A 15,974-nucleotide genomic window follows, 5' to 3' on the forward strand; every position below is an offset into this window, starting at 1 on the left:
GCTCAGAAGTTGAGCGCGACCTTGGCGTCGCGCAGCTGCACGATCTGGCCGGTGAGCTCGTCCTTCTTGGCGAAATCCTCGGTGGCGTCACGTAAAAGCTCGATCGCCTCGATATCGCGGTCAAGGGATTCCTGGGTGATTTCCTCGAAGGGGTTCGCGCGCTCGGCGATGACCGTCACGGCGGTCGGGCCGATATCGGCGAAGCCGCCGCGGACCAGGACGCGCTTGCCGGTGTGACCGGCCTCGTTGATCACGATGACACCGACCTTGAGGGCGGTGAGCACGGGGGCGTGGCCGGGGAGCACCGTCATCTCGCCCTCGATGCCGGGCAGTTGCACGGCCTCGATCGGACCGGAATACAGCGTCCGCTCGGGGCCGACGAAATCGAACTGGAAGGTGGCCATGAGGTCGAGAATCCCGGCTCGGGGTGTCTGTACGGGGTGACGGCGCGCCAGCCCCGGAAGGCGCGCGCCGTCGTGTTGGTCGTCAGGCCCGACGACGATCGGCGACGAAGCCGATCCCGAGGCCCAGCACCGCGCCGATGACGGCGAAGATGCCGATATGCTGCATCTGGCCCGTGGTCAGGGAGCCGCCGCGCGTTCCGGCCGGCGAATCCCCCTGAACCTCGAGGCTGAACGAGCCCATCTTAATCTCGGCGGCCTCGGGCCGGGTGAGGTACCCGGCGAGGCCACCGACCACGAGACCGACGAGGAGGAGAACGACCTTCGCGTTCAAGACCTCAGGCCGCCGCGGCGATCTTCTTGGCCTTCTCCTTGGCGTCCTCGATCGTGCCGACCATGTAGAACGCCGCCTCCGGCAGGTCGTCGTACTCGCCGTTCACGAGGCCCTTGAAGCCCTTGATCGTGTCGGCCAGCGGGACCTGGATGCCCGGCGAGCCGGTGAAGATCTCGGCCACCGAGAAGGGCTGCGAGAAGAAGCGCTCGATCTTGCGGGCGCGGGCGACGGTGAGCTTGTCCTCTTCCGAGAGCTCGTCCATGCCCAGGATCGCGATGATGTCCTGCAGGGCCTTGTAGCGCTGCAAGGTCTGCTGGACCTTACGGGCGACCTCGTAATGCTCCTCGCCGAGGACGGCGGGGTTGAGCATGCGCGAGGTGGAGTCCAGCGGGTCCACGGCCGGGTAGATGCCCTTCTCGGCGATCGAGCGCGACAGCACGGTCGTGGCGTCGAGGTGGGCGAACGAGGCGGCGGGCGCCGGGTCGGTCAGATCGTCGGCCGGCACGTAGATGGCCTGCACCGAAGTGATCGAGCCCTTGGTGGTGGTGGTGATGCGCTCCTGCAGGGCGCCCATGTCGGTGGCCAGCGTCGGCTGGTAGCCCACCGCCGACGGGATGCGGCCCAGCAGCGCCGACACTTCCGAACCGGCCTGGGTGAAGCGGAAGATGTTGTCCACGAAGAACAGCACGTCCTGACCCTGGTCGCGGAAGTCCTCGGCGATGGTCAGGCCGGTGAGCGCGACGCGCGAGCGGGCGCCGGGGGACTCGTTCATCTGGCCGTAGACCAGGGCGCACTTGGAGCCCTCGGCCGAGCCGTTGTGCTCCTTGGGGTCCATGTTCACCTTGGACTCGATCATCTCGTGGTAGAGATCGTTGCCCTCGCGGGTGCGCTCACCGACGCCGGCGAACACCGAGTAGCCGGAGTGCACCTTGGCGATGTTGTTGATGAGCTCCATGATCAGCACGGTCTTGCCCACGCCGGCGCCGCCGAACAGGCCGATCTTGCCGCCCTTGGCGTAGGGGGCGAGGAGGTCGACCACCTTGATGCCGGTGACGAGGATCTGCGACTCGGTGGACTGCTCGGAATAGGCGGGCGCCGGCTGGTGGATGGCGCGCAGCGTCTCCGACTGGATCGGACCGGCCTCGTCGATCGGCTCGCCGATGACGTTCATGATGCGGCCGAGGGTGTTGAACCCGACTGGGACCTTGATGGCCTCGCCGGTGTCGGTGACTTCCTGGCCGCGAACCAAGCCTTCCGAAGTATCCATGGCGATGCAGCGCACGGTGCTCTCGCCGAGCTGCATGGCGACTTCGAGAACGAGGCGGCTGCCGTTGTTCTTCGTCTCCAGGGCGTTGAGAATCTCGGGCAGGTGGCCGTCGAAGTGTACGTCGACCACGGGGCCGATGACCTGGGTGATCTTGCCGACCTTGTTCGAGCCGGCGCCGGGGAGAGCGGTGTTCGCCATGTTACGGGTCCTTTGGATACGTTGCGGTCAGGGCGTCGGAGAGCGCTTAGAGCGCTTCGGCACCCGAGATGATCTCGATGAGTTCCTTGGTGATCATGGCCTGACGCGTCCGGTTGTAGATCTGCGTCTGCTTCTTGATCATTTCGCCGGCGTTGCGCGTGGCGGAGTCCATGGCACCTGTCCGGGCACCCTGCTCGGAAGCGGCGTTCTCCAGGAGCGCGCGGAAGACCTGAACGGTAAGGTTGCGCGGCAGCAGCGTATCGAGGATGGCCTCCTCGCTCGGCTCGAACTGGAGGGCGGCGTCGGGAGCGGTAGCGCCGGTCTCCGGCAGCTCGGCCGGGATGAGCTTCTGCGCGGTCGGGATCTGCGAGATCACGGAGCGGAAGCGCGAGTAGAACAGGGTCGCGACGTCGAACTCACCGGCATCGAAGCGCGCGATGATGCTGTCGGCGATCTCTGCGGCGAACTCGTAATCGACCGCCATGTTGCCGCGCAGATCCCGGTTCTCGATGATCTCGTCACGGAACTGGCGGCGCAGAAGGTCGTAGCCCTTCTTGCCGACGGTGATGATCTTCACCGTCTTGCCCTCGGCCGCCAGCTTTCGGGCGTGCTCACGGGCGAGGCGCGCGATCGACGAGTTGAAGCCGCCGCATAGGCCGCGATCGGCCGTGCAGACGATGAGCAGGTGGGTCTTCTCGGAGCCGGTGCCGGAGAGGAGCCGGGGGCCCTGCACCCCGCCGACGAGGTTCGCCGCGAGGTTGCCGAGCACCTGTGACATCTTCTCGGCGTAGGGACGCGCGCTCTCGGCGGCCATCTGGGCGCGCCGCAGCTTGGCGGCGGCGACCATCTGCATCGCCTTGGTGATCTTCTGCGTGCCCTTCACCGAGGTGATGCGGTTCCGCAGATCCTTCAAACTCGCCATGGGGTGACTTCCAGATCCATCCGCTGCCGCTCAAGGCGAGGCGCCCGAACGATCCGGGCGCCTGCTCTCACTGAGGTCCGGCCACCCGGGGGCGGCCGGTCGTGCTGTCGAAGCCTTACGCCAGGGACTTGGCGACGCTCTCGACGACGCCCTTCAGCGTCTTGGCGCTATCGTCGGACAGGTCCTTCGAGTCGCGGATCTTGGTCAGCAGGTCGGCGTGCTTGGTGCGCAGGGCCGAGAGCAGGGCGTCCTCGAAGGGGCGGACCTTGTTCAGCGGCAGGGTGTCGAGGTAGCCGTTCACGCCGGCATAGATCACCGCGACCTGCTCTTCCATCTTCAGCGGCGAGAACTGCGGCTGCTTCAGGAGCTCGGTCAGGCGCGAGCCGCGGTTCAGGAGCTTCTGGGTCGACGCGTCGAGATCCGAGCCGAACTGTGCGAAGGCGGCCATCTCGCGGTACTGGGCGAGCTCGCCCTTGATCTTGCCGGCGACCTTCTTCATCGCCTTCGTCTGGGCCGAGGAGCCCACGCGGGAGACCGAGAGGCCGACGTTCACCGCCGGGCGGATGCCCTGGTAGAATAGGTCGGTCTCGAGGAAGATCTGGCCGTCGGTGATCGAGATCACGTTGGTGGGGATGTAGGCCGAGACGTCGTTGGCCTGGGTCTCGATGACCGGCAGCGCGGTCAGCGAACCGTTGCCGGCAGCATCGCCCATCTTGGCGGCGCGCTCGAGCAGGCGCGAGTGCAGGTAGAACACGTCGCCGGGGTAGGCTTCGCGGCCCGGCGGGCGGCGCAGGAGCAGGGACATTTGGCGGTAGGCCACGGCCTGCTTCGAGAGATCGTCGTACACGATCACGGCGTGCATACCGTTATCGCGAAAATACTCGCCCATGGCGCAGCCGGCGAAGGGCGCGATGAACTGCATCGGCGCGGCATCCGAGGCGGTGGCGGCGATGACGATGGAGTATTCGAGGGCGCCGTTGTCTTCCAGCGACTTCACGAACTGGGCGACGGTGGAGCGCTTCTGACCGATGGCGACGTAGACGCAGTAGAGCTTGGCGTTCTCGTCGGTGCCAGCATGGGCCGGCTTCTGGTTCAGGATCGTGTCGAGGGCGATGGCGGTCTTGCCGGTCTGGCGATCGCCGATGATCAGCTCGCGCTGGCCGCGGCCGACGGGGATCAGGGCGTCGATGGCCTTGAGACCAGTGGCCATCGGCTCGTGCACCGACTTGCGCGGGATGATGCCCGGCGCCTTCACGTCGACGCGGCGACGCTCGGTGGTGGCGATGGGGCCCTTGCCGTCGATCGGGTTGCCCAGCGCGTCGACGACGCGGCCGAGGAGCGCCTTGCCGACGGGCACGTCCACAATGGCGCCGGTGCGCTTGACGGTCTGGCCTTCCTTGATGTCGCGATCGGACCCGAAAATCACGATGCCGACGTTGTCCTGCTCGAGGTTGAGGGCCATGCCGCGCACGCCCGATTCGAACTCGACCATCTCACCGGCCTGGACGCTGTCGAGGCCGTAGGCGCGGGCGATGCCGTCACCGACGGACAGAACCTGACCCACCTCGGAGACTTCGGCTTCCTGGCCGAAATTCTTGATCTGATCCTTCAGGATCGCGGAGATCTCGGCGGCGCGGATGTCCATCGTCGGGCCTCTTGTCTTGGATTGAATGAATGGGGTTGGGAACGGGAGTCGGTCGGGCCCTGAGGGCCCTTACCGGGCTTCCCGCATCGCGAGGCGAATACCGTTGAGCTTGGTGCGCAGGGAAGCGTCCACCATGCGGCTGCCGATCTTGACGACGAGGCCGCCGATCAGGCTGGGGTCGATCCGGAGGTCGAGGTCGATCTCGGACTTGGCGACGTCGCGCAGCGAGGCCTTGATCTCCTCGATCACCGCATCGGAGGGACGCTCGGCCACTGTGACCTCGGCCCGAACGATGCCCTTCGACTCGCGCACCAGGGTCCGGAATCCGCGGATCATCTCGGGGAGCGCGAACAGGCGGCGGTTGGCGGCGGCGAGGCGGATGAAGTTGCCGCCCAGGCCGCCGATGCCGGACTTCTCGAGCAGGGCGACGATGGCCGCCTCCTGCTCGGCTCCGGAGAAGACCGGGCTGCGCACGAAGCGGCGCAGGTCCGCGCTTTCCTTGAGCATCGCGTCGAACTGGTCGAGGCTCGCCGCAACACCATCGATGTCGCGCTCGTCGCGCGCCAGTTCGAACAAGGCCGAGGCGTAGCGCGCCGCTACGCCTGCAACCGGGGAACCCGCCTCGGAACCGTTCTGCGCCACGCGCCGCTCTCTCTTCAATCCTGCCTGAGGGCTCCGGCCGTGTCGCACCGTGTTCGGCGCAGGCTTTCGAAACCGTCAGGATTGGGAACGTGCCGGTCTGCGCGGGCCGTGAAAAACCCGCCCTTCCGGCGCGGCGAGGGCCTAGCATGCGTGTCCGGGGGGCGCAAGACGACGGAACTTGCGCCAGAGCGTTGTGCAACGCGAGATCCCGAACCCTGTTCCGATGCGGGCAAACGGTGGCGAAGGTGAGGCCGCGGCCTCAGCAGGCGATCCGGTCGCAGCGGCGGGTGGCGGCGACCATCCGGGCCAGCGCCTTCGGACCCGGATGGCCGAGGAGCCCGGTGTTGCCGAGGACGTAGGAGGGCGTCGCCGACAGGCCGAGATCGGCGGCCATGCGCATCTGCGCCTTGAGGGCGAGACGGACCTCCTCGCTGTCGGCGATGCTCTCGATCTCGGCCGCCGGCACGCCGAGCTTCGCGGCGGCCTGGAGGGCCCCGGGCCCGTCGATCTTGCCGGGCTTGGCGAGCAGGGTCCGATACAGGGTCCAGGCGGCGGCCGAGCCGAGCTTGCGCTGGATCGCCAGGGCGACCTTGGCGGCCTGGGCCGACTGCACCGCGAGGATCGGGTTGTTGATCAGACCGATTCGCAGGGACGGATCGCTCTCGCTGAGCGAGACCATGTCGGCCGCCGCCTTCCGGCAATACGGGCAGTTGTAGTCGAAGAACTCGTACAGGGTGGTTTCGGCCTCCGCCGGGCCGACATAGGTCACGCCGCGCAGGGCCGGGATCTCACCGACGATCTCGCCGGGCAGGCGCATGTTGGCGACGGGCCGGCCCTCGTCGTTGTCGACCTTGAATGCTTGGCCATAGCCCTGCGCCAGGGCGGTGCCGGAGAGGCCCGCGAGGCCTGCGGATGCGAGGAGGAAGCGCCGGCGGTCGAGGCCCGGTATGGCGAAACTCATGGGGCGGCCCTGGATGCGAGGGGGAACAGCCCGGCTTCTAGACCCGCCGCCGCCGCGCCGCCAGCGCCGCTCAGCGCATCGAGCCCGGGCGGTCGCCCGCCGCCCAGGCCAGGGCCTGCTCCAGGCGGTCGTTGCCCCAGAACAGCTCACCGTCGTCGGTCAGGAAGGTCGGCGCACCGAAGATGCCGCGCGAGCGCGCCTCCTCGCCATTGACGCGCAGGCGGCCCTTGTTCGACTCGGCCGCGGCCTGCTTGAGGATGATCGTGCCGTCGAGGCCGAGGCCGTTCAGGAGCGCCACTACGGCGGGCGGCTCGGCGATCGACTGCCCGCGCCCGAAGGCGCTCTCGTAGACGGCCTTCGAGAAGGGCACGAGCCAATCGTAATCCATGCCGTATGTGGCCGCCCGCGTTGCGCTCAAGCTGTTCTGCGGAAAGGGGTTGGGCCGCTTGATCGTCGGCAACCCCAGCCGTGCAGCCTCCCGCTCGACGTCGCGCCACATGTGGCGGCCCTTCGCGGCGTAGAGGTTGAACGGCGACGAGTTCCAGCCCTGCGCGGCGAAGATCGGCCCGACCAGGAAGGGCCGCCAGCGCACTTCGACTCCGGCCGTGGCCGCCAGCGCCTCGATCCGCATCGCCGCGAGGTAGGAATAGGTCGACGCGAACTCATACCAGAATTCGAGGGTCGGCTTACGCGCCATGCGTCGAATCTCCGGTTCTCACGATGGTCCGAGTGTCGCCCGCCGGAGCGACTGCCACAAGGTGCTGCGGTGCCACGGCGACGCTCTGCGAACGCCGCGGGCGGCATGGCGGTTGCACGGTCCGGCGCTCCGCTGATAAGCCGCCGCAATCCCACTGCCAGAACCCGAGCGAGCCCGATGACCGACGCGAACCCGAAGCCCGTCAACAAGGTCGTGCTCGCCTATTCGGGCGGCCTCGACACCTCGATCATCCTGAAATGGCTGCAGACCACCTATGGCTGTGAGGTCATCACCTTCACGGCCGATCTCGGCCAGGGCGAGGAACTGGAGCCGGCGCGCAGAAAAGCCGAACTCCTCGGCATCAAGCCCGAAAACATCTTCATCGAGGACCTGCGCGAGGAATTCGTCCGCGACTACGTTTTCCCCATGTTCCGCGCCAACGCCGTCTACGAGGGCGTGTATCTTCTGGGCACCTCCATCGCCCGGCCGCTGATCGCCAAGAAGCAGATCGAGATCGCCGAGCGGCTCGGAGCGGACGCCGTCTGTCACGGCGCCACCGGCAAGGGCAACGACCAGGTCCGGTTCGAGCTCGGCTACTACGCCCTGAAGCCCGACGTGACCGTCATCGCCCCCTGGCGCGAGTGGGACCTGAAGAGCCGCGAGCAGCTCATCGCCTTCGCGGAAGCCCACCAGATTCCGATCTCGAAGGACAAGCGCGGCGAGAGCCCGTTCTCGGTGGATGCCAACCTCCTGCACGCCTCCTCCGAGGGCAAAGTGCTGGAAGACCCCGCCGACGAGGTGCCGGACTACGTCTACTCGCGCACAATTTCGCCCGAGGAGGCACCCGAGACGCCCACCGTCATCACCATCGGCTTCGAGAAGGGCGACGCGGTCTCGATCGACGGCGAGCGGCTGTCGCCCGCGAGCCTGCTGGCGAAGCTCAACCAGCTCGGCCACGACAACGGCATCGGACGCCTCGACCTCGTCGAGAACCGCTTCGTCGGCATGAAGAGCCGCGGCATGTACGAGACGCCGGGCGGCACCATCCTGCTGCCCGCTCACCGCGCCATCGAGTCGATCACGCTGGACCGGGGTGCCGCGCACCTCAAGGACCAGCTGATGCCGCAATACGCGGAGCTGATCTACAACGGCTTCTGGTTCTCGCCGGAGCGAGAGATGCTCCAGGCGCTGATCGACAAGAGCCAGGAGATGGTCACCGGCGAGGTCCGGCTGAAGCTCTACAAGGGCGGCGTCCACGTCATCGGCCGCACCAGCGCGAACTCGCTCTACGACCAGGACCTCGTCACCTTCGAGGAGGGCGCGGTCGCCTACGACCATCGCGACGCGGCCGGCTTCATCAAGCTCAACGCCCTGCGCCTGCGTACGCTCGCCCAGCGCAAGAAGAAGCTCGGCGCCTGAGCGATAAGGGGTCGGTCGGGTCCCCTCCCCGGAGGGGATCCGGCTAAGGGGTCGGGCGGGCGAAGAATTCCCGTAGGATCCGCGGCACCTCGCCGGAGATCTCCCGAGCCAGGAAGCCCACGGGACCCACCGATTTCGCGAGGCGGGCCCCCGCTTCGCCATGAAGGAAGACACCCCATAGGGCCGCCGTCAGTGGGTCGGCGCCGCGAGCCCGGATACCGGTGACGAGGCCCGCGAGGGCGTCCCCGGAGCCGGAGGTAGCGAGGCCGACGCTGCCGCCTCCGTAGTGCCAGTGCGTACCGTCGGGGGCGACGACCCAGCTCTCCGCCCCCTTCATCACCACGACGGCGCGCAGCATCTCAGCGGCCCGCAGCGCCGCCTTCAGAGGCTCGGCCTCCACCGCCTCGCGCTTCCAGTCGAGGAGTTGCGCCATCTCGCCCGCGTGCGGCGTGAGCACGGGTGGGGATTCGAGGGCGCGCACCGTCTCGGCATGGGCCGCGAGGCCGCAGATCGCACCGGCGTCGAGGACGTAGGCGGTCGCGTTCTGCTCCGCGAGGAGTGCGCGGACCAACGTCGTGGTGACGTCGCAGGTGTTCATGCCGGGCCCGAGCAGCACGGCATCGCAGCGCTCGGCCGCCCGGGCGATGCAGGCCGCCGCCGTCTCGGCTTCGATCTCGCCCGCATCGGTTTCGGGCAGGCCGATCACCATCGCCTCCGGGACGGCCAGGGCCATCGCCACCGCGACGGACCGGACCGAGGCGATCTTGAGCTTGCCCGCGCCCGCCCGCAGGGCCGCGACGCCGGCGAGGAAGACGGCACCCGGGACCTCCGCGCAGCCCCCGAGGACGAGCACGCTGCCGCGATCGTCCTTGCTGCCGGCGTCCGGAGTCGGAAGCGGACGCTCCGCCAAGCATGCCGCGTCGAGTTCGGTCGCGGTCATCGCACGTCTTCCGTCAGCGAGGGTTCGGCGGTGACGGGGGCTCCCGCCCGCTGCACCGGGGCGACGAAATTGTAGCGCGCGAGGTGGAGGTGCCCCGTGGACCCGGCCTCGGCCCGGAACGCGTACTCGGTGACCGAGCAGTTCAGCACGTCGCCCTCGGCATCGATGCCGAGAATCTCGGCTTCGCTGAGGTTCTCGATCAGGTAGCGCAGGCAGAGCACCACCACCTGATGGGCGACGATCAGAACGCGCTTTTCGCCGTGGTGCAGGGAGACCGTATCCATCGCGCTGCGCAGGCGCAGGATGACGTCGCACCAGCTCTCGCCGCAGGTCGGCCGGTAGTAGAATTTGCCCAGGCGTGCGCGCAGTTCGGCCTGTTCCGGGTGGAGCGCCTCGATCCCCGATCGGGTCAGGCGGTCGAGGAGCCCGAGTTCCTTCTCGCGCAGACGCTCATCGACGTAGTCCTCCGGCGCGTCCGCCGCCACGCCGCCGGCTCCCCGGATGCCCGCCACGGTCTGCTGGGCCCGGCGGTAGGGCGAGGTCAGCACCACGTTCGGGCGCTCGGCCTCCGGCATCTCGGAGAACCAGCGCCCCAGTGCCTCGGCCTGCCGGCGGCCGCGCTCGCTCAAGGGAACGTCGACGTCGCGCTCCGCGATATCGATGCGCTCGGATCCGGCCTCGAGGGCCGCGTCGCGGGCGACGTTGCCGGCGCTCTCGCCGTGGCGGACGATCCAGATCCGGCTCGGCCAGCGTTGCAGCATTCGTCAGGCCCCCGAGGATGAATGATCCTTGGTCCCAACGTTCGTCGCGGCGCCTGTGTTCGCACCCTGTGTCCTGCATCCACGCCGCATGCCCAGGGCGAGACCGTGAAAGGGCATGCGGGGCACGCGATTGGGGTGGGCGATGGCCTCGACACCCTCATCAGGGCCGCGACAGCACGGAACCCAAATCGAAACTCTTGTCGGTGAAGGCGTAGGATGCCTGCAGGAAGGCACCGGCCCGATGGGTCTCGAACTTCGTCGGGCTGGCCTGGAGCAGCGGGAATTTCGTGCGCCCGGTGCCGGTCTCCATCGACCAGTATCGACCGCCGACGCCGACGCTGATCTTCTGCGTCAGGTCGTAGGACAGGAGAGCTTGAAGGAAGTACCCGCTGCCGGAACCGGATTGCGGCAACGGATTGATGCTCGCCCGCAGCCAGTGATGATCGAACCCCGAAAGGTCGACGACCAGCAGGTAGGCGGCCTCGGCGGACAGCTTCAGGCGATCGAACCGCATTTCGCCGGTCAGGCCGAGCCGCAGCGCGTGCCAATGCGCGTCCTGAGTGAACACCTTCACGCTCGTCGGAACGGTCTGCGTGCAGAAGCTGCCCCCCACGCGCTGCGCGCACCCGAACGCATCGATGAATTCGGAGACGTACTGGTAACCGGCGAATGCCCCGAGCCTGTAGGTGTCACCGACCAGGATGTTGGCGCCCGCATCCGCCACCGCGTAGCCGATGTCACCGTCGGAGATCGTCGAGGTGGTGCGGGAGTAGGGGCGCGCGACGGGCGGGAAATCCTCGTCGGTCTGCCGGCCGGACGTCACGATGCCCGAGCCTACGAACGCTTTCGCGAACAAGCCTGTCGGGTTGTGGTCGAACCGCAGGAAGCTCTCGCTCGCATGCGCGCCGACGCTGTCATAGGTGAGGCGGGAATTCGTCTGCGCGGCATTGCCGGGTGCGCCGAGCCGATAGCGGAACCGGCCGGTGCTATACACGTAGCGCGCGCCCGTCTCGAAAGCCCAGTCCGAGGCCGGGAGGGGCGTGTAGGCCACCGGCTCCAGCACGCTGCGGACATCGTCGAGGAGACCCAGGCCCGGGATACCGCTGCCGAACCGGTAATTGAGGCCGACCCGGCCGAGAAAGCCCCGCGTGGCGATGGTGCCGCCATAGCGTGCGCCGCCCAGGGTCGCCCGGTCGTAGACCGTGCGCTCACCGAGGTCGTAGTAGAGCCCTTCCGCCTTGACCGAGAGATGCGGGCTGATCGCGTACTCGGCGCCACCACCGGCCGCGTAGCCGAGGCGAAACCCACCGAGCAGCCCTCGCGCCTGAAACGTATCGTTTCCAAAGGCCGTATCGACATCGATGCGGACCTGGCCATAGGCGGCGCCGCCCGTGCCGTAGAGGTAGAGGCGGTCGAACGCGTACCCCACCTTGCCACGCACGGTCCCGAGCCCGTCGAGGCGCTGGCCCAGATGGTAGGTCGCGCCTTCGTTGAAGGCCGTCGGGACGATGGGGAAGAACCCCTCGCTCTCGCCATATCCCCGCAGACGGGTCGCTTGGTAATCGGCGGCGAGGCCGAAAACCGGGCCGGTGCCCGGTGCCAACTGGATATTGTAGCCGATCTCGCTGCCCGCGGAGAGGTCGTCGGCCCGGGGCCGCGGCGAGAGTGCGGGAAACGGTGCGCAGCCCGGCCCGTTGATGACGCTGCGGGGACCGATACAGGTCTGCGTGCCGCTCGCCCCCAAGGAGCCGTAACCGAGGAAGAGGCCGGCGTAGAAGCCGGTCCAGGTGAAGGCCGGCGCGCCGATCTCAGCGACCGCCGGCGGTGGCGTGCGCTGAGCGAGATCCGCTGCGGCGGCGTAGGCGAGGCCGAGCATGGGAACAGCGAGAAGGACGGACCGCACGGGGGACTACTCCGGAAACTGCCGCCCGCACTGTCACGCAGGATTAGCGCCCCGTCTGTGGCCGCGCAGTCACGCACTTCCGGTACGAGTTGAAGGATTCGCGATGCGCTGGGGCATCGACGTTCAGGACAGACCCGATGACGTCATCGTGACGGATTAGAACCTCGTCGGCCGCGCGGCGAGGCCCTGTTCTGAGGGTCGATGCGCGCTGAGAACGCGGGCGTGCGAATCAGGCCGGCCGCCAGCCCGCCGCTGTCCGGGCGAAGTCGCCCGGCCCGAGATCCCCGTAGCGCAGGAAGATCTGCAGCACCGGCTGCATCTCGCGGTGCTCGGCCGGCAGATCGGCTCCCGGGCCATAGGGAGCCTGGGTGTCCACCGCCGGAACGTCGCGGGCGGCGTCCCAGCGAATCGCCAGGGCTTGGACGCGGGCGACCTGCTCGGCCGTCACGTCGAAGGTGACGTGCTCGGGCGTCTCGCCGGTGGTCTCGTCGCGAAAGACGTCGCCGACATCGTCGGAGGCCAGCTTGGCCAGGGTGTTGTGGTAGGCGTAGCGCCCCGGCTTGAGGACGGCATTGGCGGTGAACACCGCGAGGGCGTCGCCGAGCGCGCGGTGCTCCTCGTCCGCGCCGTCGTCGTCGCCGGTGACGTTGAAGATGTCGCCGTCGCGGTCGGTGCTGCCGTAGGGCGCATCCGGATGGACGATGGGTGCGCCGACACCTTCGGAATTCCAGGCCACCACCATCCGGCGGATCAGCGCGATGCGCTCCAGGGTGAGTTCGAAGGTCGGCTGGGTCATCGTCGGTCTTTCGCCCGTAGGGCCGCGCGGGTCCGTGCTGGTCGCCGGGAGTTCGTGGTCGTTGGCAGGTCTGGGGCGGCAGGTAGCCGATCCCTTTCCCCGGGGCTACCGTTTCAGGCAGCCCATGAGACCCAAGACGCCGTTCATCCGTGCCTGGATGCGGGCGGCCTGGGCGCGCACGCCGCGCGACGGCAGGGCGGGATTGCGCAGGATCGGGTTCGGCAGGACGGCCGCGAGCAGCGCCGCCTCGCCCCGCGTGAGCGTGCGGGCCGGCTTGCCGAACCAGCGCTGCGCCGCGGCCTCCGCGCCGAACACGCCATCTCCCCACTCGGCGATGTTGAGGTAGATCTCCATCGTGCGGGGCTTGCCCCAGAGGGTGTCGGCCACGAGCGCCAGGGGGATCTCCAGGGCCTTGCGGATCACCGAGCGGCCCGGCCACAGGAAGACGTTCTTCACCGTCTGCATCGGGATCGTCGAAGCGCCGCGGCTCGGGCCCTCCTCGTCGTCGACAACATCGCGCAGGGCGCCCCAATCCACGCCGTCATGCAGGCAGTAGCGCTGGTCCTCGGAGGCGACGACCGCCTGGATCAGGTAGGGCGAGATCCCGTCGAGGCCGACGACCTGCCGGTCGACGGACTTCAGCGTCAACCATCGCCCGAGCATCAGGGTTGAGGGCGGGGTCAGCGCACTATAGACGAGCGCGAGCGACAACAAGAGGACGAGGCCGATGACGGGGAGGAGCAGGAGGCGATTGACGATCCACCGCACGCCCCGAGTCCGCGTCCGGCCGGATGCACTGCGCATCGGCAGCGGGCGCTCCGAAACCTGTCGCAGCGGCCGCTCCGCGCTGTCTCGCCCGTCCTGAATTCGAACCTCCCTCGCCCGCGACCCGAAGACGTCTGACCGAAGGCCCGACCGAACATGACCTCAACGCAAGGATCCCACGCTTCGGTCAAGGCGGATGCCCCGGTCGACGCGTTTTCCCACAGGCTTGCCACGGTCGCCGACACGGTGGAGGCCTACCTCGCTGAGCGGCTGAGCCCCGAGACCCAGGCCGGCGAGATCACCCGGCCGGTGCGCCTGATGGAGGCGATGCGTCATGCCGTGCTCGGCGGCGGCAAGCGCCTGCGCCCGTTCCTCGCCATTGAGACCGCCCGGATGCTCGGCGGCGCCGAGACCGGCGCCCTCGCGGCCGGCTCGGCCATCGAGTTGGTGCACTGCTATTCCCTCGTCCACGACGACATGCCGGCCATGGACGACGACGACATGCGCCGTGGCAAGCCGACCGTGCACAAGGCCTACGACGAGGCCACCGCGATTCTCGTCGGCGACGCGCTCCAGACCCTGGCCTTCGAGATCCTGGCCGATGCCGCCTGGCAGCCCGACCCGGCGATCCGTGCCGACCTCGTGCTCGGCCTCGCCAAGGCCTCGGGCCTCGGCGGCATGGTGGGCGGCCAGCTCCTCGATCTCGGCGCCGAGGGCCGCTTCGGCCCGGTGTCGCTCGGCGTCGACGACACCTTGCAGATGCAGGCGATGAAGACGGGTGCGATCCTGGCATTCTCGGTCGAGGCCGGCGCGATCGTCGGCGGCGCGACGCCGGACCAGCGCAAGGCGCTCCTGCGCTACGGCCACGCGCTGGGCCAGGCCTTCCAGATCGCCGACGACATCCTCGACCGCGAAGCCTCGTCCGAGGCCATGGGCAAGGCTACCGGCAAGGACAAGGATGCCGGCAAGGCGACTTTGGTCGACCGGCTCGGCCTCGATGGCGCCCGCGCCGAGTGCGACCGCCTCGTCGGCGTCTGCGAGGAGGCGGTGGCGGCCTGGGGCGACAAGGCCGAGACCCTGCGGCAGGCGGCGCGGTTTACGGTGGCGCGCAAGGTCTGACGGCGGATCGAACGCACCCGTCCTTCGAAGAAAACTGATCGCGAGTTGATGTCATGACCTCCTACAAGCTCCTGCTCCTGCCCGGCGACGGCATCGGCCCCGAGGTCATGGCGGAAGTCGAGAAGGTGATCGGCGCCCTGGACGCGCTGGGTCTCGCCCGCTTCGAGATCGAGCGCGATCTCGTCGGCGGCAGCGCCATCGACGCCCACGGGAAGCCCCTCACCGACGAGGCTCTGGCTCGGGCCGATGCCGCCGACGCCATCCTGCTCGGCGCGGTCGGCGGCCCGAAATGGGCGGATGTCGCCTACGAGATCCGGCCGGAGGCGGGCCTCCTGCGCCTGCGCAAGGATCTCGGCCTGTTCGCCAACCTGCGCCCGGCGATCTGCTACCCGGCGCTCGCCGACGCCTCCGCCCTGAAGCGCGAGCTGGTCGAGGGCCTCGACATCATGATCGTGCGCGAGCTCACCGGCGGCGTCTATTTCGGCGAGCCGAAGGAGATCACCACCCTGCCCGACGGCTCGAAGCGCGCCGTCGACACGCAGGTCTACACGACGGCCGAGATCGAGCGGATCGCCCACGTCGCCTTCGACCTCGCGCGCAAGCGCTCGGGCCGGGTCGCCTCGGCCGAGAAGCACAACGTGATGAAGTCCGGCGTGCTCTGGAAGGAGGTCGTCACCAAGGTCCACGCGGATTACAGCGACGTCACCCTGGAGCACGTGCTCGCCGACAACTGCGCCATGCAACTGGTGCGCCGGCCCAAGCAGTACGACGTCCTCGTCACGGACAACCTGTTCGGCGACGTGCTCTCGGACGTGGCCGCGATGCTCACCGGATCGCTCGGCATGCTGCCCTCCGCGTCGCTGGGCGCCGTCGACGCCAAGGGCAGCCGTAAGGCCCTCTACGAGCCCGTCCACGGTTCAGCGCCGGACATCGCTGGCAAGGGCTACGCGAACCCGATCGCGATGATCGGCTCGCTCGCCATGTGCCTGCGCTACTCCTTCGGTCTCGGCGAGGCCGCAGACCTGCTGGAGTCCGCCGTCACCCGCACCCTCGCCTCCGGCGCCCGTACACGGGACATCGCCGCCGAGGGCATTACCCCGATCAGCACGTCCGAGATGGGCGACGCGATCATCCGCGAACTGAAGCACGCCGCTTGAGCGGCGCGCCCTAGACGCAAACGAAAACGGGCCCCACGAGGGGCCCG

At 68.5% G+C, this 15,974-nt stretch carries 16 protein-coding genes; 3 read left to right on the forward strand and 13 right to left on the reverse strand.

Features of this window, described 5'->3' with window-relative positions:
- Positions 1-2: 2 nt before the first annotated feature.
- From atpC to MKK58_RS22235, 8 genes are all read right to left on the reverse strand, one after another.
- On the reverse strand, positions 3-404 hold the full coding sequence (gene atpC, locus MKK58_RS22200; RefSeq protein WP_243914894.1) for an ATP synthase F1 subunit epsilon: 402 nt from the start codon (positions 402-404) through the stop codon (positions 3-5).
- Positions 405-486: 82 nt separating this feature from the next.
- A complete protein-coding gene (locus MKK58_RS22205) occupies positions 487-735 on the reverse strand; it encodes a hypothetical protein (RefSeq protein WP_243914895.1) in 249 nt (82 codons plus the stop codon).
- Positions 736-739: 4 nt separating this feature from the next.
- Positions 740-2,200 carry a F0F1 ATP synthase subunit beta gene (gene atpD, locus MKK58_RS22210; RefSeq protein WP_243914896.1) on the reverse strand — a complete coding sequence of 487 codons (1,461 nt, stop codon included), beginning with the start codon at positions 2,198-2,200 and terminating at the stop codon, positions 740-742.
- Between the two features lie 46 nt (positions 2,201-2,246).
- Entirely contained in the window at positions 2,247-3,122 is an 876-nt protein-coding gene (locus MKK58_RS22215; RefSeq protein ID WP_243914897.1) for a F0F1 ATP synthase subunit gamma, read from the reverse strand.
- 115 nt (positions 3,123-3,237) lie between these two features.
- The gene (gene atpA / locus MKK58_RS22220) at positions 3,238-4,767 is read right to left on the reverse strand and encodes a F0F1 ATP synthase subunit alpha (RefSeq protein ID WP_243914898.1); all 1,530 of its coding nucleotides are present in this window, start codon (positions 4,765-4,767) and stop codon (positions 3,238-3,240) included.
- 69 nt (positions 4,768-4,836) lie between these two features.
- Positions 4,837-5,409: a F0F1 ATP synthase subunit delta gene (locus MKK58_RS22225; protein WP_243914900.1), complete on the reverse strand. Its 573-nt coding sequence runs from the start codon at positions 5,407-5,409 to the stop codon at positions 4,837-4,839.
- A gap of 259 nt (positions 5,410-5,668) precedes the next feature.
- Positions 5,669-6,370, reverse strand: coding sequence for a DsbA family protein (locus MKK58_RS22230; protein WP_243914902.1), 702 nt, complete (start codon positions 6,368-6,370; stop codon positions 5,669-5,671).
- 70 nt (positions 6,371-6,440) lie between these two features.
- A complete protein-coding gene (locus MKK58_RS22235; protein WP_243914903.1) occupies positions 6,441-7,067 on the reverse strand; it encodes a 2-hydroxychromene-2-carboxylate isomerase in 627 nt (208 codons plus the stop codon).
- 177 nt (positions 7,068-7,244) lie between these two features.
- Here MKK58_RS22235 and MKK58_RS22240 point away from each other — a divergent pair, with 177 nt between their 5' ends.
- Positions 7,245-8,486, forward strand: a complete 1,242-nt coding sequence (locus MKK58_RS22240; RefSeq protein WP_243914904.1) for an argininosuccinate synthase — start codon at positions 7,245-7,247, stop codon at positions 8,484-8,486.
- Positions 8,487-8,529: 43 nt separating this feature from the next.
- Here the strand turns inward: MKK58_RS22240 and MKK58_RS22245 are convergent, their stop codons facing one another.
- The 5 genes from MKK58_RS22245 to mtgA all read right to left on the reverse strand — a co-directional run bounded on the left by MKK58_RS22245 (position 8,530) and on the right by mtgA (position 13,690).
- Positions 8,530-9,426 carry an NAD(P)H-hydrate dehydratase gene (locus MKK58_RS22245; RefSeq protein ID WP_243914905.1) on the reverse strand — a complete coding sequence of 299 codons (897 nt, stop codon included), beginning with the start codon at positions 9,424-9,426 and terminating at the stop codon, positions 8,530-8,532.
- Positions 9,423-10,187, reverse strand: a complete 765-nt coding sequence (locus tag MKK58_RS22250) for a histidine phosphatase family protein (protein ID WP_243914906.1) — start codon at positions 10,185-10,187, stop codon at positions 9,423-9,425. The genes MKK58_RS22245 and MKK58_RS22250 overlap by 4 nt, the downstream gene beginning before the upstream one ends.
- Positions 10,188-10,347: 160 nt before the next feature.
- Positions 10,348-12,090: an outer membrane beta-barrel protein gene (locus MKK58_RS22255; protein WP_243914907.1), complete on the reverse strand. Its 1,743-nt coding sequence runs from the start codon at positions 12,088-12,090 to the stop codon at positions 10,348-10,350.
- Between the two features lie 229 nt (positions 12,091-12,319).
- On the reverse strand, positions 12,320-12,886 hold the full coding sequence (locus MKK58_RS22260) for a hypothetical protein (RefSeq protein WP_243914908.1): 567 nt from the start codon (positions 12,884-12,886) through the stop codon (positions 12,320-12,322).
- A gap of 105 nt (positions 12,887-12,991) precedes the next feature.
- Positions 12,992-13,690 (reverse strand): monofunctional biosynthetic peptidoglycan transglycosylase, encoded by a 699-nt coding sequence (gene mtgA / locus MKK58_RS22265; protein WP_243914909.1) that lies wholly within the window; start codon positions 13,688-13,690, stop codon positions 12,992-12,994.
- 117 nt (positions 13,691-13,807) lie between these two features.
- Here mtgA and MKK58_RS22270 point away from each other — a divergent pair, with 117 nt between their 5' ends.
- Both MKK58_RS22270 and leuB read left to right on the forward strand, forming a co-directional pair.
- On the forward strand, positions 13,808-14,770 hold the full coding sequence (locus tag MKK58_RS22270; RefSeq protein ID WP_243914910.1) for a polyprenyl synthetase family protein: 963 nt from the start codon (positions 13,808-13,810) through the stop codon (positions 14,768-14,770).
- A 53-nt stretch (positions 14,771-14,823) separates the two neighbouring features.
- Positions 14,824-15,927 (forward strand): 3-isopropylmalate dehydrogenase, encoded by a 1,104-nt coding sequence (gene leuB, locus MKK58_RS22275; RefSeq protein ID WP_243914912.1) that lies wholly within the window; start codon positions 14,824-14,826, stop codon positions 15,925-15,927.
- Positions 15,928-15,974 lie beyond the last annotated feature (47 nt).

Source organism: Methylobacterium sp. J-078 (genome assembly GCF_022829285.1).
Lineage (GTDB): Bacteria > Pseudomonadota > Alphaproteobacteria > Rhizobiales > Beijerinckiaceae > Methylobacterium.

Coding starts and splice junctions, on each gene's coding strand:
- atpC (WP_243914894.1), bottom strand. CDS start 404: ATGGCCACCTTCCAGTTCGATTTCGTCGGCCCCGAGCGGACGCTGTAT.
- atpD (WP_243914896.1), bottom strand. CDS start 2,200: ATGGCGAACACCGCTCTCCCCGGCGCCGGCTCGAACAAGGTCGGCAAG.
- MKK58_RS22215 (WP_243914897.1), bottom strand. CDS start 3,122: ATGGCGAGTTTGAAGGATCTGCGGAACCGCATCACCTCGGTGAAGGGC.
- atpA (WP_243914898.1), bottom strand. CDS start 4,767: ATGGACATCCGCGCCGCCGAGATCTCCGCGATCCTGAAGGATCAGATC.
- MKK58_RS22230 (WP_243914902.1), bottom strand. CDS start 6,370: ATGAGTTTCGCCATACCGGGCCTCGACCGCCGGCGCTTCCTCCTCGCA.
- MKK58_RS22235 (WP_243914903.1), bottom strand. CDS start 7,067: ATGGCGCGTAAGCCGACCCTCGAATTCTGGTATGAGTTCGCGTCGACC.
- MKK58_RS22240 (WP_243914904.1), top strand. CDS start 7,245: ATGACCGACGCGAACCCGAAGCCCGTCAACAAGGTCGTGCTCGCCTAT.
- MKK58_RS22245 (WP_243914905.1), bottom strand. CDS start 9,426: ATGACCGCGACCGAACTCGACGCGGCATGCTTGGCGGAGCGTCCGCTT.
- MKK58_RS22250 (WP_243914906.1), bottom strand. CDS start 10,187: ATGCTGCAACGCTGGCCGAGCCGGATCTGGATCGTCCGCCACGGCGAG.
- MKK58_RS22260 (WP_243914908.1), bottom strand. CDS start 12,886: ATGACCCAGCCGACCTTCGAACTCACCCTGGAGCGCATCGCGCTGATC.
- mtgA (WP_243914909.1), bottom strand. CDS start 13,690: ATGCGCAGTGCATCCGGCCGGACGCGGACTCGGGGCGTGCGGTGGATC.
- MKK58_RS22270 (WP_243914910.1), top strand. CDS start 13,808: ATGACCTCAACGCAAGGATCCCACGCTTCGGTCAAGGCGGATGCCCCG.
- leuB (WP_243914912.1), top strand. CDS start 14,824: ATGACCTCCTACAAGCTCCTGCTCCTGCCCGGCGACGGCATCGGCCCC.